Origin of the sequence: Halobiforma nitratireducens JCM 10879 (genome assembly GCF_000337895.1) — an archaeon.
Taxonomy (GTDB): Archaea; Halobacteriota; Halobacteria; order Halobacteriales; family Natrialbaceae; genus Natronobacterium; species Natronobacterium nitratireducens.
In genome coordinates this window covers 1-18,495 of the sequence record NZ_AOMA01000069.1, presented here as the reverse complement: position 1 = coordinate 18,495, position 18,495 = coordinate 1, and the positions used below count along the sequence as shown (strand labels likewise).

Annotated in this window: 19 protein-coding genes and 1 pseudogene; 4 read left to right on the top strand and 16 right to left on the bottom strand. The window is 64.6% G+C overall.

Annotation, left to right across the window (positions count from 1 at the left end; genetic code table 11):
• Positions 1–38: 38 nt before the first annotated feature.
• The 3 genes from C446_RS06390 to C446_RS06380 all read right to left on the bottom strand — a co-directional run bounded on the left by C446_RS06390 (position 39) and on the right by C446_RS06380 (position 4,216).
• Positions 39–806: an IclR family transcriptional regulator gene (locus C446_RS06390; protein WP_006672262.1), complete on the bottom strand. Its 768-nt coding sequence runs from the start codon at positions 804–806 to the stop codon at positions 39–41.
• A 298-nt stretch (positions 807–1,104) separates the two neighbouring features.
• Positions 1,105–2,397, bottom strand: a complete 1,293-nt coding sequence (locus C446_RS06385; protein ID WP_006672261.1) for an MFS transporter — start codon at positions 2,395–2,397, stop codon at positions 1,105–1,107.
• A 160-nt stretch (positions 2,398–2,557) separates the two neighbouring features.
• Positions 2,558–4,216: a thiamine pyrophosphate-binding protein gene (locus C446_RS06380; RefSeq protein ID WP_006672260.1), complete on the bottom strand. Its 1,659-nt coding sequence runs from the start codon at positions 4,214–4,216 to the stop codon at positions 2,558–2,560.
• Between the two features lie 212 nt (positions 4,217–4,428).
• Here C446_RS06380 and C446_RS06375 point away from each other — a divergent pair, with 212 nt between their 5' ends.
• Positions 4,429–4,836 (top strand): CBS domain-containing protein, encoded by a 408-nt coding sequence (locus C446_RS06375; RefSeq protein ID WP_049920072.1) that lies wholly within the window; start codon positions 4,429–4,431, stop codon positions 4,834–4,836.
• Positions 4,837–5,243: 407 nt separating this feature from the next.
• Complete coding sequence (gene trxA, locus C446_RS06370; RefSeq protein ID WP_006672258.1) at positions 5,244–5,672, top strand: thioredoxin; 429 nt, start codon at positions 5,244–5,246, stop codon at positions 5,670–5,672.
• Between the two features lie 46 nt (positions 5,673–5,718).
• On the opposite strand, the gene C446_RS20235 is transcribed toward trxA, so the two are convergent.
• From C446_RS20235 to C446_RS06320, 10 genes are all read right to left on the bottom strand, one after another.
• Entirely contained in the window at positions 5,719–6,123 is a 405-nt protein-coding gene (locus C446_RS20235) for a helix-turn-helix domain-containing protein (RefSeq protein ID WP_006672257.1), read from the bottom strand.
• Positions 6,120–6,815 carry a TorD/DmsD family molecular chaperone gene (locus C446_RS06360; RefSeq protein ID WP_006672256.1) on the bottom strand — a complete coding sequence of 232 codons (696 nt, stop codon included), beginning with the start codon at positions 6,813–6,815 and terminating at the stop codon, positions 6,120–6,122. The genes C446_RS20235 and C446_RS06360 overlap by 4 nt, the downstream gene beginning before the upstream one ends.
• Positions 6,812–7,894 carry a dehydrogenase gene (locus C446_RS06355; protein ID WP_049920073.1) on the bottom strand — a complete coding sequence of 361 codons (1,083 nt, stop codon included), beginning with the start codon at positions 7,892–7,894 and terminating at the stop codon, positions 6,812–6,814. The genes C446_RS06360 and C446_RS06355 overlap by 4 nt, the downstream gene beginning before the upstream one ends.
• A 5-nt stretch (positions 7,895–7,899) precedes the next feature.
• Positions 7,900–8,541 carry a 4Fe-4S binding protein gene (locus C446_RS06350; protein ID WP_455349922.1) on the bottom strand — a complete coding sequence of 214 codons (642 nt, stop codon included), beginning with the start codon at positions 8,539–8,541 and terminating at the stop codon, positions 7,900–7,902.
• Positions 8,542–8,558: 17 nt separating this feature from the next.
• Positions 8,559–10,859, bottom strand: coding sequence for a molybdopterin-containing oxidoreductase family protein (locus C446_RS06345; RefSeq protein WP_006672253.1), 2,301 nt, complete (start codon positions 10,857–10,859; stop codon positions 8,559–8,561).
• A 363-nt stretch (positions 10,860–11,222) separates the two neighbouring features.
• Positions 11,223–12,527 carry a selenite/tellurite reduction operon rhodanese-like protein ExtH gene (extH, locus tag C446_RS06340; RefSeq protein ID WP_006672252.1) on the bottom strand — a complete coding sequence of 435 codons (1,305 nt, stop codon included), beginning with the start codon at positions 12,525–12,527 and terminating at the stop codon, positions 11,223–11,225.
• A gap of 160 nt (positions 12,528–12,687) precedes the next feature.
• Complete coding sequence (locus C446_RS06335) at positions 12,688–13,353, bottom strand: helix-turn-helix domain-containing protein (RefSeq protein ID WP_006672251.1); 666 nt, start codon at positions 13,351–13,353, stop codon at positions 12,688–12,690.
• 88 nt (positions 13,354–13,441) lie between these two features.
• The gene (locus C446_RS06330) at positions 13,442–13,900 is read right to left on the bottom strand and encodes a YeeE/YedE family protein (RefSeq protein WP_006672250.1); all 459 of its coding nucleotides are present in this window, start codon (positions 13,898–13,900) and stop codon (positions 13,442–13,444) included.
• Positions 13,901–13,902: 2 nt separating this feature from the next.
• Positions 13,903–14,460, bottom strand: a complete 558-nt coding sequence (locus C446_RS06325; protein ID WP_006672249.1) for a YeeE/YedE family protein — start codon at positions 14,458–14,460, stop codon at positions 13,903–13,905.
• A gap of 17 nt (positions 14,461–14,477) precedes the next feature.
• The gene (locus tag C446_RS06320) at positions 14,478–15,671 is read right to left on the bottom strand and encodes an MBL fold metallo-hydrolase (RefSeq protein WP_006672248.1); all 1,194 of its coding nucleotides are present in this window, start codon (positions 15,669–15,671) and stop codon (positions 14,478–14,480) included.
• 244 nt (positions 15,672–15,915) lie between these two features.
• Between C446_RS06320 and C446_RS06315 the strand changes: the two genes are divergently transcribed.
• Both C446_RS06315 and C446_RS06310 read left to right on the top strand, forming a co-directional pair.
• The gene (locus C446_RS06315) at positions 15,916–16,161 is read left to right on the top strand and encodes a sulfurtransferase TusA family protein (RefSeq protein WP_006672247.1); all 246 of its coding nucleotides are present in this window, start codon (positions 15,916–15,918) and stop codon (positions 16,159–16,161) included.
• A gap of 4 nt (positions 16,162–16,165) precedes the next feature.
• Positions 16,166–16,741 (top strand): DsrE/DsrF/DrsH-like family protein, encoded by a 576-nt coding sequence (locus C446_RS06310; RefSeq protein WP_006672246.1) that lies wholly within the window; start codon positions 16,166–16,168, stop codon positions 16,739–16,741.
• A 291-nt stretch (positions 16,742–17,032) separates the two neighbouring features.
• On the opposite strand, the gene sod is transcribed toward C446_RS06310, so the two are convergent.
• The 3 genes and pseudogenes from sod to C446_RS18610 form a co-directional block, all read right to left on the bottom strand.
• On the bottom strand, positions 17,033–17,635 hold the full coding sequence (gene sod, locus C446_RS06305; protein WP_006672245.1) for a superoxide dismutase: 603 nt from the start codon (positions 17,633–17,635) through the stop codon (positions 17,033–17,035).
• A gap of 230 nt (positions 17,636–17,865) precedes the next feature.
• Positions 17,866–18,294, bottom strand: coding sequence for a DUF7344 domain-containing protein (locus C446_RS06300; protein WP_006672244.1), 429 nt, complete (start codon positions 18,292–18,294; stop codon positions 17,866–17,868).
• Positions 18,295–18,389: 95 nt separating this feature from the next.
• A pseudogene (locus C446_RS18610) lies at positions 18,390–18,495 on the bottom strand (IS6 family transposase); the annotation flags it as partial.

Genomic DNA, 18,495 nt, shown 5'->3' with positions numbered 1-18,495 from the left:
GTGAGACCAGAGGCAAAAGCAGCGGCGGGCCGACGCCGTCACCGGTAGGTGAGCTTCAGTTCGATCTCGTTGACCGCACCCTGCAGCAGGGACGGTATCTCCTCCCGGAAGTAGTCGTCTGTGAGCCGCTTTGCAGGCCCCGCGACCGAGACCGCGGCGTCTACCTCGTCCTCGAGGACGATGGGGGAGCCGACGGCCCGAATCCGCCCGTGGGACTCCCGATCGTTGAACGCGACGCCGTCGTCCCGGACCGAAGCGAGCTCCGCCTCGAGTTCCGCCCGGTCGGTGATCGTCCGTTCGGCCGGCGCAGCCAGCCCGTGATCGAGGATGTCGTCGCGGCGCTGCTCGGAAAGCTCCGCCAGGATCGCTTTCCCGGCCGAAATCGTGTGCAGGGGCTTTCGCCTGCCGACCCACGAATCGGTCGGGACGCCGCGTTCGCCGACGCGACGATCCACGTAGACCCCCTCCCCGTTCTCCTCGGCCACGAGGTTGACGGTCTCGTTGGTCTCCTCGACCAACTGCTCGAGCACCGGGTCCGCGGCCTCGAGGAGGTCCCGGTAGTACCGCTTTGCCCGCGTTCCCGTGTCCATGAACGCGAGCCCGAGGCGGTACCCCTCGTCGTCCGCGACGACGTAGCCGTGCTCACGGAGCGTCCGGAGGTGGTCCGACGCCGTGCTGTTGGCGATACCGACCGCGTCGGCGATCTCCGTCAACCGCGCCCGCTCGAGGTCGGCGAGCGTTTCGACGATGGCAAACGTCGTCTCCGTCGCCTTGATTCCGGCCCCCTCGTCGCTGTTCGACCCCATAGGCCAAACGAACGGGAGAGGACCTTTAACGCCTTTCGAACGCGTGGCACCCGGCCGCGGGGGTATGGTCGGACAGTCCCGGCGGGGCAGCACTCGCGGGGACCGCCGTTGCCGTTCGGATTCAGTTTCGCCACGGGCGAACCCCGGAGCTGACGGGCGATCCCGTCGAAGTGGAGAAAAGAGCAAGCACGCAGGGGAGTCAGAGTCAAAGTCGGAGTCGAACCGTCGAAGACGACGACACACCACATCGATCGACCGCCGGACGAACGCGCCGACGACCGCCGCTCGGCGCTGTGGGTCAGACCCGACGCGTGCCGTACCGGTAGAGGACGACCGCCAGCACGGCACCCAGCGCGGGGAACACCGCGAGGCCGACGAACGTCCCCATCACCGTGGTGAGTTCGAGGAGGTAGCCGGCGATCGCCGCCCCGGCAGCGCCGATACCGAAGGTGCCCAGGTAGGTGTAGCCATACGAGAGACCGCGGTCGCCGGGTGGGCTGTACTCGGCGATCGTCGCCTGGTACATCGGCTGCAGGGAGAACAGCAAGAATCCGAGCACTGCGCTGACGAGCAACAGCGATGTCATCCCGGCCTCGGCGGCCGGGACGAAGAGGACGGCGACGACGGCCAGCGAGCCGAAGATCGCGATCAGTCCAGTCTCGGTCGGAATCCGGTCGGTCAGCTTGCCGCCGACGTACTGGCCGGCCATCCCGACCATCAACAGCCCGGCGTAGAGGTACGAGGCCGGGTCGAACTCCTCGGCCATCGGGCTATCGGGATCGAACAGTTGCAGTTGGTCGGCGACATCCGGCAGGAAGTCGCTCAGCACGTCCGGCAGGAACGTCAGGGTTCCACGGTAGAACAGCCCGTTCATCATCACCACGAGGATCGCGATCGTGAACCCGAAAGTAAACAGGGCGCGGCTATCCGCGACGAACCCGGACAGGGAGGTCGGGCTCCCGTCGTCGGGGTCGGGATCGTCCGTATCGGTGCCGCCGTCAGCACGCACGGCTGCCTTCTCGTCGAAACTGGCGGTAATCGCGTAGGCGATCGCGATCACGGACGGCACCACGAGGAGAGTGGTGACGACTCGCCAGTCGAAAAACAGCAGCAACACGGCGGTGATCAGCGGCCCGAACGCGATGCCGAAGTTACCGGCCATCCCGTGGTAGGCGAAGCCGGTGCCCCGTTGTTCGACGCCGGTCGAAATCAGCGAGAGACCGGCGGGGTGGTAGATGCTGGCCGCGATTCCCCAGACACAGAGCGCGAGGGTGATCGACCAGACGCCCTGTGCGATGCTCAACAGGAGGAACGAGCCACCCATTCCGGCGAGACAGACCAACACGAGTTCGCGGGAGCCGAACCTGTCGACGAGGACGCCGGCGGGCAACGCGCCGATGCCGAACAGGCCGTAGCCGACCGCGACCGCGGTGCCGAGAATCGCCGTCCCTACCCCGAACTCGGCGAGCCAGATCACCATCAAGATCGGAATCGAGAGCTCGTAGGTATGAACGACGGCGTGGGAGATCATCACGAACCCCGTGATGGATCTATCGTTGTCGTTCATTCCGCCCGACTGCTCCGTACTCATGTGTGTCGACAGACGGAGAGCCGCATGCATAACGGTTGCTAACTCCAGACGGGCGAAACCGGCAGAATTGAACGGTTTCGTGGCCGAGCAGGCGGACGCAGTGCCGTCGATCCGGAAGCCGAGAGCCGGGAGCTGGGAGCTGGGGGCCGAGAGCCGAACGCTACTCGTTCATCCAGACACTCGCCTGTGGTTCGGACGGATCGGTCGGTACTTCGACCAGCGTCGGGCCATCGCTGTCGACGGCCTCCGTGACCGTCGACTCGATCTCCTCGGGCGTCTCGGCCCGCATCGTCTCGAGACCCATACCGTCGGCGACGGTCGTGAAGTCGATCGGAACACCCTCCCAGCCGTACTCGCCGGCGTCCATCCGGTAGCTACGCTCGGCCTCCTCGCTGATGATCGCGTAGTCGGCGTTGTTGAGAACGACGACGGTGACGTCGAATCCCTCCTCGGCTATCGTGTGGAGTTCGTGGATACACATCATCAGGCCGCCATCACCGGTGAGCGCGACGATGTCCTGGTCGGGATTCGCCGCGGCCGCGCCGATCGCCGACGGGACGCCGGTCCCCATCGTCGCCCACGAACCGGGGTTGACGTAGTCGCGAGGATCGTAGGCCTCGAACGCGACCAGCGTCCAGAGGCGGAACCCGCCCGCGTCGGCGGCAACGACCGCATCCCGCGGGATCGCATCGCGGAGTGCATCGAGAGCACTGACGGACGTAAGCGGCGGCTCGTCACCCTCCCGTAGCTCTTCGATGCGGGCTCGCGTGCCTGCTCGAGCGCGCCGGGCGCGTTCGTCGCCGGCGTCGGCGGCGAGCCCACGCTCGGCGAGTGTCTCCTCTATGGCCGCCAGCGTCGCCGCGGCGTCGGCGACGATTCCGACCGTCGGCTCGTAGCCAGTACCGATGTCCGCGGCCTCGAGCGTAACGTGGACGAGATCGTCGGGTACGTCGATCGACCAGGCTTTCGTCGTCACCGCGTCGAAGTCGGTGCCGACGCCGAGCGCCGCGTCGGCTTCGGCGAGACACTCCTTGACTGCCGTTCCGGTGCCCCCACACAGCGTCCCCGCCGCGAGATCGTGATCGTCCGGGAAGACGCCTTTGCCCTTGTACGTCGTGATAACCGGAGCCTCGAGCCGTTCCGCGAGCGAGCGGAGTTCGTCGCTCGCCTCGGCCGATCGGACGCCGCCGCCGGCGACGACGATCGGAGCCGTCGCGTCCGCGAGGAGGTCGGCGGCGGCCTCGAGTTCGTCGCGCGGAACCTCGTCCGCGGCGTCGTCTGCGTGGGGCGCAGCCACGGAGTCGGCAGGTGTGGCAAGCGGCACGTCCATGGGGAGGAAGTTCTTCGGGATACCGACACGGACCGGTCCGTTCGGTGGTGTGCGGGCGATGTCGATCGCACGCTGGAGTTCGGCGACCGTGCTGTGGGGCGTCTCGACAGTGATGTTCTCCTTGACGACGTTGTCGTAGGTGTCGGGTGGGGTCTCGTGGATGCCGTCGCCGCCGCGAATGTCGGGCTCGGTCTCGACTGCGATGTGAAGCAGCGGTGTACAGTCGTTTTTCGCGTTCTTCAGGCCGTTCATCGCGTTCATGTCACCGGGACCGGGGATGACGACCGTCGCGGCCATCTCGCCGCTGGTCTCGGCGTATCCCCACGCCTGATGGGAGACTGCGGTCTCGTGGCGAGCCATCACGAACTCGACGTCCTCGCGCTCGCTGACCGACTCGTTCAACGGCAACGTCTGCTTGCCGGGGATTCCGAACAGCACGCTGATGTCGTTTGCCACCAGGCGATCGATGACGGCCTCGTTGATCTGCATACCTGGCAATATTGGGTGCGAAGCGTAAAGGTTGAGGATGTGATTCGAACGGGGAGGCTGCGACCGTGACCGAGTGGGACTGTCGTCGAACGATATCTCGCCCGGGAGCCACGAGTACAGCCGCTCTCTGTGCTGTCGGTTCCGACGACGACAGCGGGCGTAGCCGTTCCGGTTCGCCAACGCTTAATAGCGCTACCTGACAACGCTTCCGTATGGAAGACATTTTTGTGGCGCGAGTCATGTCCTCGTCGCTGCACACCGTCACACCGGACACCCTGGTGGAGGACGCCGGCCAGGCGATGCTCGACAACGAGATCGGCTCGGTTATCGTCGTCGACAAGGACGGGGGCCTCGAGGGGATACTCACCACGACCGACTTCGTGAACATCGTCGCACAGAGTCACCCGAAAGCGGAGACGACCGTCTCGCGGTACATGACCACCGATGTCGTCACTGTGTCGGCCCAGGATTCGATCCGTGATGTCGCGGACCTGATGATCGAGCACGGGTTCAAACACGTCCCCGTCGTCGACGAGACGGAGGGCGTCATCGGGATCGTTACGACGACTGACCTGGCGTCGTACCTCTCGCGGCTGCAGTCGCCGAGCCCGGAAAGCTGACCGTACCCGATACGGCGACCCCAGCGGCCGCCCTCGGCGTGACGGCCGAAACGATAACTACGGACCTGCGTGAACGTCCACCCGGTCTCACGGAACGCACGCCTCTGACGCGTCACCGTGAGGCCGTTCGGGAAAGTACCGGGTCCGTGAGGACGGACGCCGCCGTCCGATCGACCCTTTTTGTATAGTAGCCATTGCAAGTCAGTGCGCACCTGATCGCCAGACGGATCGGCACTCGGTGTGCAAACTCGTTGCAGTTGGGACTATAGAGTGCCGGTACGGTATCGGCCAACCGGAGCTGGTGATCGGCCGTCGTTCGGCAACCGAGTCTCGACTCGTTCCGCCCCACAGTATAGTATTGTGATGTCTGAACAATTTTATGTCCGTCGAGCCCGTACGTCGTCCCGATGAGCGAGTTACCGGACGAGGAACGAAAGCGAATCCGAGAACGGAAGAAACGGGAGCTCCAACAGCGTCTCGAGAACGGCGGGGAAGTGGGTGACGACGCCGCCGAGACGCCAGGGGAACCGATCGGAATCGGTGGTCGGAGCCACCTCGACGAGGTACTAGCCGAACACGACGTGGTGCTCGTGGACTGCTATGCCGACTGGTGTGGCCCCTGTCAGATGCTCGAGCCGACGATCGAGGCGCTGGCGGCCGAAACCGACGCCGCAGTCGCGAAAGTCGATATCGACGCCCACCAGCAACTGGCCCAGCAACTCGGGGCACAGAGCGTGCCGACGCTGGTCCTCTACGCGGACGGGGAGCCGGTCCAGCGGCTGGTCGGTGCACAGAACAAGGGACGACTCGAGCAACTGATCGAACAGTACGCCTGAACGGGCCGGAACGAGAACGACGGACGGACGGACCGCAGCCGGCCGTTCAACGTGTCCCACCGTCCTCGGCCTCGGCCTCGGCTTCAGCCTCAGCCTCGGCAAGCGCCAGCATCAGCGTCCGCTCGACGTTTGCCAGCCGTTGGGAGACCGCCGACTCGGAGATACCCAGTTCCGCCGCGAGGTCAGCCAGTCGAGCGCGACGCGGTGCGTCGTAGTACCCCGCATCGACCGCCAGTCGTGCCGCCTCGAGCTGTTTTCGCGTCAGCGGCCCGACGTCGATCGACAACTGTCGGGGCCCCGTCCGGACACCGTCCGTTCGCACCACTGCGTCGACCGAGACGGCACCCTCGTCGGTCGCCGTCGCCAGACACTCGAGAATGTCGTTCCCGATGCCCGGCTCCGTCCACGACAGCGTCATTCGGAACTGGCGTTCGTCGGCGGCTGCGTTCATCCAGCATCACCACGGTCCTCCCCCGCTTTGTCGGTCAGATAGCGCCGCTCGGCCGTCAAAACGACTGTCTCGAGTACGTCGACCGTCCACTCGTAGAACGGTGCGTCGGCCGTCTCGTCGACGCGGTCGGCGAACGCGTCGATCCAGTCGAAGTGGCGAGCGTGGAAGTCGGCGTACTCGTCGTCCCGCCCGGCCTCGAGGGCCAGTGACGCGTACTCGAGTAAGACGGCGAGGTGGTCCGCCGGGTAAACGTCGGGGAGATCGGCGTCGATCGCTTCGTACCGCCGTTCAGCGTCGACTGCCGCGGGGCCGGACAGCAGTTCCCGCTCTTGTCCGTCCCACCACGGTTCGTACACCGACTCGACTGGCGGAGCCGAGGGGCCGTCGAATCCCTCGAACGTCCGCAGATACGCCTTCCTGTGTGCGTCGAGATCGGGTTCGACGGGCGGCGACGGAGCCGGAAGCGGGTCCGCATCCGCATCTGTATCCGTGTCCGGCTCGAGTCGCTCGAGTCGCTCGAGGCGAGTGCGGACTTGCGCTTCGAACTCGCCGCTGCTGGCGGCGCGGTGGAACGTCTCGTCGGGGTGGGCGAAACACGTCGCGAGCAGCGCATACAGCTCCGAGAGCGTCCGTCGCTGGTCGACCTCGCCGCGTCCGTCCGTCGCGGCCGACGGTGTCGTCGCGGACGTCATCCGACGACCACCACCGGGTCCTGCTGGGCCGCGAGTAACAGTACGATTCGCAGCGCCAGACTGCCGACCACGAGCAGCCCGAACGAGCCGACCAGCGCCGGCACCGCGGCGCGCTCGAGTGCCGGTACCCGTCTGTCGACCAACGCTGCGCCGCCGACGACGAGCCCCGCCAGCAGACCGACGGCGAGACCGACGACGACGAGCCACGAACCGACGGCGAGGCTCCCCTCCGAGAGTGCGACCGAAGACGCGGCCGCAGCCGGTGCGTCGCTTGTCGCGATCCCCGTCCAGCCGTACCAGACGACTGCCAGACCGATTCCGGAGCACAGACCAGTCACGACGGCGTAGCCGCCGAGGACGGAGTCCACCTCGCGTTCGAACAGCGCCGTCACGGCGACGGTCAGTCCCACGCCGGAGGCGAGCCCGGTCAGGAGAAACGCCGCCGGAACCACGACCGGCATGTTCCACAGCGGCACCGTCTCGACGATGGCGAGTTCGAATCCGGTGTACACCGTTCCCAGCGCGAGCACGCCCCCGACGACGTACAGTCCCGTCAGAACCGTCTCGGACGGTCGCACGCGATCGACGAGGCTGTCGATCGTCTCGAGCAACCCTAGCTTGGCGACGATCGTCCGGGGGAACAGGCTCGCGCCGTCCTGGTCGGCCGCCTCCTCGCCGAACACCTCGAACGCCAGCGAGAGCACGGCGACCACGGCCAACAGGACGAGGATCCACGTCCCGATTGTGATCCACGACCCGAAGTTCGTCAGGTAGATCGGGAACAGCAGCGCCCGGTGGATCACTGCCAGGTGCGAGAGCACCGCAAGCCCCGCCCCGGCTGCGCCGACGACCGCAACCAGGAACCCCCATCGGGCGAGTTCGCCCTCGAGGCCGTCGGCGTCCGCGTCGGTCCGCGAGCCCAGCAGCGAGGCGGACGCGCCGGTGAGGAACCCGCCCCCGGCGACGACCGCCAGGAACAGGTAGACCGGGATCGAGAGGTCCCAGTAGTCGGCCGGGAGCCAGTAGGGCTCGGCGAACCCGGGGGCGAGGACGGCCGCCTGGGTGAGATCGGGGCTCATCGGGATCACCCCTCGTACGTGACGGCACCGGCGGCGGTCTCACCCTCGCGGATCGACTCCGCGAGGTCGGCGTCCTCCGCCATCGGTTCGACGATGACGCGCCCCTCGTAGGCTCCGGCTTCGAACCGTTCGGCCGCACGGTCCGACGCCTCCGACATGACCTCGCTTTTGGGCCCGGCCTTGATCGCGTCACCGACGCAGTCGGCGACACAGGCCGGCTCCGCTCCACCCTCTTCGGGGGTCTTGCGTTCGGGCTGTCCGTGCCCGCCGCCCGGCCCTTCGCCGAGACAGAAGTTACACTTCGACATCAGCCCCTCGTCGTCGTAGGTCGGCGCGCCGTAGGGACAGGCCCACGCACAGTAGTGACAGCCGATACATCGGTCGCGATCGACCGTCACGATGCCGTCCTCGTCACGCTGTCTCTTATACACATCTCTGATGNGCCTCCCTCGCGCCATCAGAGATGTGTATAAGAGACAGATACACGACATCGATACCGGTATCTGCTCGAAGTCGGGATACTCACCCTTCGAGACGTGGGTAACCGTCCGCCAGTCGTCGGCGTCGGCGTCCCGGTCGTGACGCTGCTTGCACGCGACCGAACAGGCGTGGCAGCCGATACACCGGTTCGGGTCGAAGTAGAACATCCATTGTTCGCCCATCGTCAGTCACCTCCGTTCTTCCGCACTTCACCAGGCATGTGTCTGTCCACCTGGGACGATATCGGATCGAACTGGCCGTCGTGAAGCATCATGGTGTTTGTCCCTTCCTCGTGTCCGGTTCCGGTGCCGAACCCGAACTCGGCGGTGGCGAACCCGGGCCGGGTCCGTTCGCTGACGTAAGCCATGAGTTCGCCCGATCCGGTGGGCGTCTCGACGGTCACCATGTCGCCGGTTTCGATGTCCCGTGGCTCCGCGTCAGCCGGATTGATGGCCAGGTAGTTGCCACGGTAGTCTTCGGCTTCCAGACCGTGTTTCCTGGCGTACTGTTCTGTGAGGTGGTCGAGTACCTGATCGGCAGAGAACGTAAAGAACACGCTGCGCGTGTCATAGAGGTGCAGCGGGTACTCCTCGTCGGTCTCGTGGCCCCACGTCCCCGGTGGTTGCCACTGAGGGCCGGTCTCGATCCCGGCTTCCATCGCGGCTTGCAGGTACTCGTGTTCTTGATCGAGATCGAACTGGAACCTCCCGGTCGCGGTCGGGAAGCCGCGATCTTCCCACTGCTCGTAGCCGTACTCGTCGAGGAGGACGTAGTTCTCCGCCGCCACTTCCTCGAACGAGTAGTCGATGTTCGCCAGCATGTCGTCGCTGTACTCGGCCTCGTTCTCCCAGGGGAAGTACTCGCCCCAGCCCATCTCCTCGGCGATCCCTTTGTAGATCTGGTAGCCCGACTTGCACTCACCCATCGGTTCGTGAACTGCCTTCGAGGCAGTAACCCACGTCCGATCGTTGTAGGCGCTCCACAGCGGCGCGTAGTTGATCAGCGTGTCCTTCTCGAGTTGGATCGCCTCGGGGAAGACGACGTCGGCGTTCCGGGTGAGGTCGTTCCAGTACGCGTCGATGGTGATCACGAGGTCCATGGTCTCGACCGCCTCGAGCCAGGCCTGCGTCGAGCCGTCGTTCAGCGGGTTGTCGTAGTGGTTGAACATCCCCATGATGTGCCCGTTGTCCACCATCTCGGGAACCAGGTCGTGGACGATCCCCGAGAGATGGCGCGCTGGGATGCCCGCGTACTCGTCGTACTTGCGGAGAGCTGGGGTCTTGTCGGCCGCGTTGTTCGGGAGGTCGATACCCCGTTCGGCGAACGGGTTCAGACTCATCGCCGGCGGTTGCCACATGCGGAGCCCGCCCGGCCGGTCGATGTTTCCGACGAGCCCGTGTAACGCGAAGATGTTCTGTGAGGCCTTCTGTGCTTCCGAGTACTGGCCGACACCGGTCCACATCGCGATCCCCGCTGCCGGAGCCGCCTCGGCGAACCCGATCGCGATCTCGCGGATGAGGTCGGCATCGATCCCAGTGATCTCCGCGGCCCACTCCGGCGTCTTGTCTTCGACAGCCTCGCGGTAACTGTCGAACCCGTACGTCTGTTCTTCGATGAACTCCTCGTCGTGCAGTTCTTCCTCGAGTATCACGTGGCCCATCGCCAGCGCGAGAGCACCGTCGGTCCGTGGCTCGATCGGGAGCCAGTAGTCGGCTTTCTCCGCCGTCTGCGTGTGCTGTGGATCGATGGTGACGAGCGTCGCTCCGTCGTCTATGGCATCGAGGAGCTGTTTTGCCTCCCACTGGCCGGCGAACGCCTCGAAGACGTTCCGGCCCCACATGATGATGTAGTCGGAGTGCTGGTAGTCGACGAACCGAATATCGGACGTCCCGATCCCCATCAGATCGCCACTTACGTGCGAGCCGCCGTGACAGACGTGTCGACCGCGACCGATCCGCTCGGGCGTTCCGTACAGGTTCCCCCAGAAGTAACTGTGAACGTTCGTCGTCGACCAACTGGCCGCGTCGAGCATCTTCTCCGAGCCGTGTTCGTCCGCGAACTCCTCGAGTCGCCGGGCCGTGTACTCGAACGCCTCGTCCCAGTCGGCTTCGCGAAGTTCACCGTCTTCACGGATGTACGGCTGTGTGATCCGGTCGGGATCGTACAGCTTCTCGAGTTCGGCCTGTCCCTTGGGACAGAGCGTGCCCTCGGTTCCGGGGCCGGCGCTGCCTCGTGGGTGTCCGTCGACGCCAGTGATGTCGACGGCCGTTCCGTCGCGAACGGTCAGTTTCTGACCGCAGGCGTGATGGCACATCCAGCAGGTGCCGTAGGCCGTCTCCTCGTCGACGTTCGGGCCTGCCGCCGGGCTCTCGTCGCCGGAGAGACAGCCGCCGAGACTCGTCGCGACCGCAGCAGCCCCAGCCGTCTGTAGCAGGCTCCGGCGGGTGAGATCGACCCCGTCACCGCCTCGATCGCGTTCGCTCACGGGTCCGTCACCTCCGTTTGCGGCCCGAAACGGAGCACGTCCGTCCCGGGTGGTACCGGTTCACGACCGTCTGCATCCGTCGTCCTGTCCGGCAGTTCGTGCCGGAAGTGTGAGAGCTGGTGCATAGCGTTCCCTCCATCTAAACGGAGGGGCGGCGGGACGGTATCACCCACTCTGGACCAAATTGGGTTTTATAAGTAAGCTGTGTGTGATTTCACTCCTGACACAATACTCACCAGTCGCTCGACGAACTCGAGCGTCCGATCGAAAAAAGGAAACTGCGCGGGTCGTCGTTTCTCCGTGTGACCGAGGCTCGAGAACGGCCGGTTTCTCCCACCGCGGGGGAGGAGCCGACCCGTCGAGCTAACACGCGAAATCGCCGCCGCCGTCTCCGCCCCCGTCGGCGATATCGACGTCACCACCGGCGATGTACTCCATGTCGGTCGCTTCGAGCTGGTTGCCATCGGCCGAATCGACCGCTGGGGTCTCGTCGACGGTGATCTCGAGACCGCCGCCGTCGAACTCCCCGTCGGTCCGATCGTGCATGTCGACGCGCCACTCTTCGGGAACGTCGTCGCCAGCGTACTGGACCCACTGGCCCCACGAGCCGTCGTACATCATCACGTCGTCGTACTCGAGGATGCCGTCGAGCGCGAAGAAGCTCTTCGTGGCCCGGTAGCCGGAGCCACAGTACGTGAGGATGGTGTCGTCGGCCGAGACACCCAGGTCGTCGTAGTGGGAGCGAACCGCATCCGCGTCCTTCCAGTACGCGCCCTCTTCGAAGGTATCGAGGAAGTGATCTCCCTCGTGAGCGCCCGCCGGATCGTCCCAGATGGCGTTCTGGATCATCACGTCCGGCTTCGGATCGCTCCGGTTCTCGAGGATCACGTCGTCGCTTTCGCCGTCGTTGACGTTGTCGACCCGCTGGATCATCTGTCCGATGCCAAGCCGGAGGTCGTTGTTCAGCTCCCCGTTCGCCTGGACGCTGAACGTCGAGTCCGGGATTTCGGCCGGATCGAAGGCCCCCGTCTCGAGGTCGTACTCCTCACCGTAGCGGGTGTACGCGCCGTTGAGTACTTTGACGCGCTCTCGGGGGAAGCCCCAGTACCGCAGCGTCCAGTAGCCTCGAGCCTGCCGGAGCGGACTCGACCCGGAGACGACGAGGGTCGTCCGCGGGCAGACGCCGGCTTTCTGCAGGACGTCGTCGATGACGTCGCCGGGTGCGACCATCGGTGCCGCAACGCCCAGTCCCTCCTCGCGCTGGGCGTGGATGGCACTGGGTTCCCAGGGGACCGCGCCCGGAACGTGACCGTCTTCGAACGACTGTATCGCGCCGTCCTCGGGGTACCAGTCGTCGATTCGAAGTGTCACGACGCGGTGGGACCCGCTCGGGTCGTCGTTGTTCACCAGTCCCGCTTCGTACCACTCGTGGAACGTCGCCGGTTCGATCAAGGCGTTGTCGGTGGCCGTCGGGTCCGGCGGATCGGCATCCTCCTCGTCGGGCTCCTCTTCGGGTTCCTCCTCGACCGTTTCCCCGGTCTCGTCTGTCTCCTGTTCGGGCTCCTCCTCGACCGTTTCTTCGGGTTCCTCACCAGTACAGCCCGCGATCGTGGACAGACCCACCGCGCCGGCTGCACCCAGGAACCGCCGCCGATTGATGCTGTTCATACACGTACAACTAGCCGCCTCGAGGGGGTAGCGATATCTCGGAAACGATGAAGGTTTTATATAGGATGTGACGGCGTCACGATCGTCGACGGGATCGGACGACCGAGGCCGGTCCCCGGACGAAAAGCGGAAACACGCAGTCGGCGACCGTCACGTCCGCCTACTCCGGGCCGAGACAGTCGCAACTCTCGGAGAACTGCCGCATGACGTTGCTCTCGGCCCGACGAAGGCGCTGGGAGAGCGCCGACGGGGAGATGTCGAGTTGCGCTGCCAGGTCGTCGAGTGGCACCCGCGTATCGGGATCGTAGTACCCCGACTCGAGCGCGTGGTGGACCGCCTCCCGCTGTTTCGGCGTCAGCGGCGAGATATCGATCGTACAGACGTCGTCGTGTTCGTCGCGGCTGGTCGAGACGAGACTCTTGACCGTGACTCGCTCGCAGGCCCGTCGAATGTCCGTTACCAGCGACGAGACGGTATCCGTGTCAGCCGCGTACGTCTCGACGACGAACCACCCATCTCCGATCCCGAGAAATCGCGGGATACAGTCGTGCTTGGCGAAGAGAACCCCTGGGCAGTGAGTGCAGATCTCCTCGGAGCCGAACTTCGTTTCGATTCGGTCTCCCTCTTCGTCCTCTTTGCGAACGGAGACGTCGCAGTGACACTGATCGTTCTCGAACCGGACGTCGGCGTCGATGATTTCGCCGTCGAGGTCGTCCATGAAACAGGACCCGCCGCGAACGATCTCCAGGACGACCCTGAGCGTCCGATCTTCGACCCTCTCGGCGGCTCCCCCTCCCCCCTTGTCTGCAGTTGCCGGCTGGCTCATGGTTGGATGTACGAATACCGGATACAATCGTCCCCCCTCTCGTTCCCATCTGATGAAAATCACAAACGGCTCGCGAACGTGGCGGAGTTCAATCGTCGCTCGAGACGCCCCGGTTCGTCGTCGTCCGCTGGGAACGGACGACGCCCTGGACGTACGCGCCCACGAACATGCCGGCCAGTGCCCAGAGGATCGTGACGTTGCCGACGCCGAGGCTGGCGTAGGCCGCACCAGGGCAGATTCCCGAGAGTCCCCAGCCGACGCCGAAGATCGCGCCGCCGATCAGGACGTTACGATCGAGCGACTTCAGTCGCCGACCGTAGGGGCGGTCGGTCAGGGGCGCACGATCGCGGAGCCGCGGCATCACCGCGAAGGCGATTCCGGTGACGATCGCCGCACCGAACATGACGAACAGCAGGCCGAAGTCCTCGAACTGCAGGAACTGCAGGACGACTTCGGGGCGAGCCATGTGGCTAAATCCGAGTCCGAACCCGAAGATCAGGCCGCCGACGAAGATCAGCGGCACGAACAGGGGATGTCTGCCAGCCATGGCTACGGCGTCACCCCCAGTGCCAGCACGACCTGGGCCGTCACGATCGCCACGACCAGAAACGTGATCACGCCGACGATCGACGTCTTCGAAGCCGAGCCGACGCCACAGACGCCGTGGCCCGACGTACAGCCTTTGCCGAGCCGCGTGCCGATCCCGACGAGCACGCCCCCGAGGAACAGCCGCCACGGCTGGACATCCGTCAGCCAGAGCGAGAGCCCGCCGACATCGTACAGCCGGCCGGTCGTTCCTGACTCGTAGAGCCCGCTCGAGACCAGCCCGGACTGGAAGGTCAGCGCGTAGACGAACGCGCCGGCGACGATCCCGAGCGTGAAGACGACCCGCCAGTCCCGTGAGGAAACGTACTGCTGGAACCGCGACTGGTCCGAGGCGTACGACAGCGTCGACTCGAGAAACGTACTCGCCCCTGCGGGAATGCCGGTGCCGAGATAGATGACGGTCGCCCCGAGGCCGACGAGCAGTCCGCCGATGGCGTAGCGGCTGATCCCGACCGGGAACAGCGTCTCGTACAGCGCAGGTGCGAAGAGTTCAGGTCCCATTCGGCGGAGAAAGCGTGTCAGTCACCGGCCAGGGATTCCTGGCTGGCGGCGCAGTTGTTCGGACCGAGCTCGAGTTCGAACGCCTCCTCGTCGTCGACCTCGTGTCGGCCGAGGTTCGTCGCGATAATGTCCTCGTAGTTGGCCGGCCGGGGTGGCATGTCCGAGAGGAGCAACTCGACGAACTCGTCTTCGTCCATCGTCAGCGCGTCCATCTCTTCGACGAGCTGGCCGACCGGTGCGGTGTAGGTGCCGTCCTCGGCGGGGTCGGCTGCGTCGCTGACGTGTGCGCCGCCGATCAGCACCTCGTCGGGCTGAGTGAGCACGCGTTCCTGAAGCGACTCGTAAAGCTGTGTAGCCGCCTCTGGCGCGCCATCGTCACCCTCCTCCAGGTCGGGGCGGGCGACGCTCTCGACGAACAGGCCGTCGCCGGTCGCAAGCAGCGCGTCGCCGATCAGGTACGACGTCATTCCGGAGGTGTGACCGGGCGTGGAAACGGTCTCGATGGTGACGTCGCCGACCTGGAACTCGTCGCCGTCTTCGGCCAGCAGCATCTCGTCGGCGTAGGTGACGCCGCGATCGACGGCAGCTTCGGGGACGACGCCCTCGACGCCCTCCGCAGCGAGTGTACGAAGCCCCGAGATGTGATCCGCGTGGACGTGCGTGTCGATCGCGTACTGCAGGTCGACGCCGAGTTCGTTCGCGTCCTCGAGATACCGGTCCGTGAACGCCCACAGCGGGTCGATTACGGCCGCCTCGCCGTCGTCGTAGACGAAGTAGCCGAGACAACCCGAGGAGGGACGTTGGTACTGCAAGACCGTCCCGGGACCGTCGTACCGCTCGACCTCGACGGCCTCGTAGATACGTGCCCAGCCGTTCATTCCCTCCTCGAGGTGGTCGACCTCGTACCCGTGTTCGTCCAGCGTGCCGGCGACGTACTCGCTAGCGCCGCCTTTCGCACAGAGGACCGTCAGCTCCCGGTCGTCCGGAACTCGTGCAAGAACGTCGTCGTCGATATCCTCGTCGAGGAAATGAAAGTACGGGACGTTGATCGATTCGACAGGATCGCCGTCGATGCGCCACTCTTCGTACTCGTTTTCCATCCGCACGTCGAGAATCGTCACGGCTTCGGCCGCGTCGAGACGTGCTTTCAACTCGCCGGGCGTCACCGAGTCGACCGGCACGTCCGGCGTCGGGAAGTCGAACTCGTCCATGAGTATACTCCCTTCTACCGGCTACGCTCACTTAAGCGTTTGTGTGGTATTTCAACAACAGAGCAATACACCTCCCACAGTCAAAACCAGCGAACTGACGGTAGATCGCCGGAGAAGTTATTTCGAGGGAGAAAATACGTTCCGTCGAACGACGGCTGTTCAGGCGATGGACAATGACCGGCACGCTTTTATAGCCACACGCAATATTGTGTATTAGCTCCAATATAGAGCGGGACGATTACACATGAGTTCGGAACACGATACCACGGAGACGCTCGACGTAAAAGGACAGTCCTGCCCGATGCCCGTCGTCAAGACGAAACAGGCCATCGACGATCTCGAGACCGGTGCAGTGCTCGAGGTCGTCGCGACCGATTCGGGAAGTATGAGCGACATCCAGGGCTGGGCCGACGGAACCGCCGGGGTCGAACTGCTCGAGCAGGTCGAGGGCGACGACACGTACACACACTACGTGAAGAAGACGAGCTAAGACGATGAGTACGGACACCCCTACGGCATCGTCCGACGAGTTCGACCCCGCGGAACTCGAGGCCCTGCGCGAACGGGTCGCGGAACTCGAGGAGTCGGTCGCCGAGACGGCCGACGACGGCGGACAGAAGATGACGATCGTCGCCACGAAGGGCACGCTCGATATGGCGTACCCGCCGCTGATCCTCGCGAGTACGGCGGCGGCCTTCGACTGGGAGGTCGTCGTCTTCCATACCTTCTGGGGGCTCGACATCCTTCATGAGGAACACTCGAAGAACCTCAAGCTGAGTGCGGTCGGCAACCCGAATATGCCGATGCCAAACGCCGTCGCCGCGCTGCCGGGGATGGATGCGATGGCGACGAAGATGATGCGAAAGCGCATCGACGACAACGACACTGCTACCATCGAGGAACTGGTCGACCTCGCGCTCGACCAGGGTGTCGACCTGCAGGCCTGTCAGATGACCGTCGAGTTGATGGACTACGACGAAGACGACTTCTACGACGAGGTCACGACCGGCGTCGGCGCGGCGACAGCCCTCCAGCACATGGCCGAATCGGACGTACAGTTACTCGTTTGACGCTTCCGGGACCTGCCCCGAGACTCCGTCGAACTCCATGCCCTGGGGCACGAACGATGGTACCGACTGCCGAGTTCGGGGAAGTCGGCGACGACGCTGAACGTCGACTACTGGAACGGGACGACCACGCCGAACCCCCAGAAATTGCCCGGTCGATCCGACCCACCGCTTCCGTCGGCCCAGCTTCGTACCGGCCTCTGTGACGGGAACGCACCCGGGGTTGCTCGCGTGTAACTGCCGAAAGAAATCGGGATCGACCGTGTCGTCGGAGCGGCTACTCGTCGCGTGCGCTTACTCGAAGTGGTCGAGACACGTCTGGTACTCTTCTTCGGCCTTGTCCCAGTTGACCACGTCGAAGAACCCATCGATGAAGCTGCCGCGGTCGGGGCCGTAGTCGTAGTAGTAGGAGTGCTCCCAGACGTCCAGCGCGAGGATCGGATGGGAGCCCCAGAGTGCACCCTGGTCGTGCTTGTCGACCGCGACGTTGCGCAGTTGCTTGGCGACCGGGTCGTACACCAGCAGCGCCCAGCCTCCGGCAGCGCCGGCAGCGGCCTCGAACTCGCCTTTCCAGCCCTCGTAGGAGCCGAAGTCCTCCTTGATACGGTCGGCGAGGTCGCCCTCGGGTTCACCGCCACCGTCCGGGGACATGTTCTTCCAGAACAGCGTGTGGAGGTAGTGACCACAGCCGTTGTGGGTCACGTTCGAGAGCGCGCCCGGCGTCGAGTCGAAGTCGCCGGACTCGCGGTTCTCGGCGAGGGTCTCCTCGGCGGCGTTGAGACCGTTTACGTATCCCTGATGGTGGGTGTCGTGATGCCAGGTGACGACCTGCTCGGAGATCGCTGGTTCCAGTGCGTCGTAGTCGTATGGGAGCGGTGGTAATTCGTGGTCAGTCATAGGTACACACCTGTGACAGTTCTATGGTTCCACCCCTGTTAAACGTTGAGGAGTGAAACGATATCACGGCTCACGAGATCCGATGTCCGGTCTCGTGGGCGGCGTTGCGTCGACTTACACCACGGACGCACTCTTAAATCTTTCAGCAACGAGAGGAGGGGTTCGTATCGTGGACAGAGCCACCCGTCGATCGACACATTCTCCGGAGACACGACCACTGCGAGAACCCGTTACAACTCCTTGTGTTCGGCGTGTTCGAGCCACTCCTCGAGCGACGGCTGGGTCCAATACCGAACGGTTTCGCTTCGTTGATCGTGTTCGACGACGCCGACCTCCTCGAGTTTCGGGAGGTGGACGTGACACAGTTCGGTGCGAATTCGTTCGGCCGAGTCGGTCCCGGCGTCGATATCGCTTCCCGTTTCGGAGTCGCTACCGGCGTCGACCTCGGTACCGCTACCGATGGTGGAACCGCTCTCTCGACGCTCGAGGGACAAGATGTGGTTCGTAATCTCGCCGATGGTCGCGACACCGTCGTCCCGGTCGTTCAAGTAGTACAGTACATACCGTCGCCGGCGATCCGATAGCAGGTCGAACACGCGATCGAGCGATGGCGTCGCCTCCGTAGTTAGCGTCGTCGACGTTCGTTCGGTTTCACGCATCCCCGGACCACCTACCGTGAGTTACCATTCGAAACCACCAGCCGTCCCTACTGCAGCCCCCACATTAGATGTTACGTCTACCGAAATCATCGTGTTTAGTTAAGCGAATTCCACCAGACTGCGAAGGCTTGCAGCCATGTTTCAGCGGTGGCTGGATCGACGTGACTAAAGCTATTGCTGAATGAGGATGTGCGTCGGTTT

Excerpts from the sequence above, each read along its gene's own strand:
- C446_RS06390 (WP_006672262.1), bottom strand. The coding sequence starts at position 806 with ATGGGGTCGAACAGCGACGAGGGGGCCGGAATCAAGGCGACGGAGACG.
- C446_RS06385 (WP_006672261.1), bottom strand. The coding sequence starts at position 2,397 with ATGAGTACGGAGCAGTCGGGCGGAATGAACGACAACGATAGATCCATC.
- C446_RS06380 (WP_006672260.1), bottom strand. The coding sequence starts at position 4,216 with ATGCAGATCAACGAGGCCGTCATCGATCGCCTGGTGGCAAACGACATC.
- C446_RS06375 (WP_049920072.1), top strand. The coding sequence starts at position 4,429 with ATGGAAGACATTTTTGTGGCGCGAGTCATGTCCTCGTCGCTGCACACC.
- trxA (WP_006672258.1), top strand. The coding sequence starts at position 5,244 with ATGAGCGAGTTACCGGACGAGGAACGAAAGCGAATCCGAGAACGGAAG.
- C446_RS20235 (WP_006672257.1), bottom strand. The coding sequence starts at position 6,123 with ATGAACGCAGCCGCCGACGAACGCCAGTTCCGAATGACGCTGTCGTGG.
- C446_RS06360 (WP_006672256.1), bottom strand. The coding sequence starts at position 6,815 with ATGACGTCCGCGACGACACCGTCGGCCGCGACGGACGGACGCGGCGAG.
- C446_RS06355 (WP_049920073.1), bottom strand. The coding sequence starts at position 7,894 with ATGAGCCCCGATCTCACCCAGGCGGCCGTCCTCGCCCCCGGGTTCGCC.
- extH (WP_006672252.1), bottom strand. The coding sequence starts at position 12,527 with ATGAACAGCATCAATCGGCGGCGGTTCCTGGGTGCAGCCGGCGCGGTG.
- C446_RS06335 (WP_006672251.1), bottom strand. The coding sequence starts at position 13,353 with ATGAGCCAGCCGGCAACTGCAGACAAGGGGGGAGGGGGAGCCGCCGAG.
- C446_RS06330 (WP_006672250.1), bottom strand. The coding sequence starts at position 13,900 with ATGGCTGGCAGACATCCCCTGTTCGTGCCGCTGATCTTCGTCGGCGGC.
- C446_RS06325 (WP_006672249.1), bottom strand. The coding sequence starts at position 14,460 with ATGGGACCTGAACTCTTCGCACCTGCGCTGTACGAGACGCTGTTCCCG.
- C446_RS06320 (WP_006672248.1), bottom strand. The coding sequence starts at position 15,671 with ATGGACGAGTTCGACTTCCCGACGCCGGACGTGCCGGTCGACTCGGTG.
- C446_RS06315 (WP_006672247.1), top strand. The coding sequence starts at position 15,916 with ATGAGTTCGGAACACGATACCACGGAGACGCTCGACGTAAAAGGACAG.
- C446_RS06310 (WP_006672246.1), top strand. The coding sequence starts at position 16,166 with ATGAGTACGGACACCCCTACGGCATCGTCCGACGAGTTCGACCCCGCG.
- sod (WP_006672245.1), bottom strand. The coding sequence starts at position 17,635 with ATGACTGACCACGAATTACCACCGCTCCCATACGACTACGACGCACTG.
- C446_RS06300 (WP_006672244.1), bottom strand. The coding sequence starts at position 18,294 with ATGCGTGAAACCGAACGAACGTCGACGACGCTAACTACGGAGGCGACG.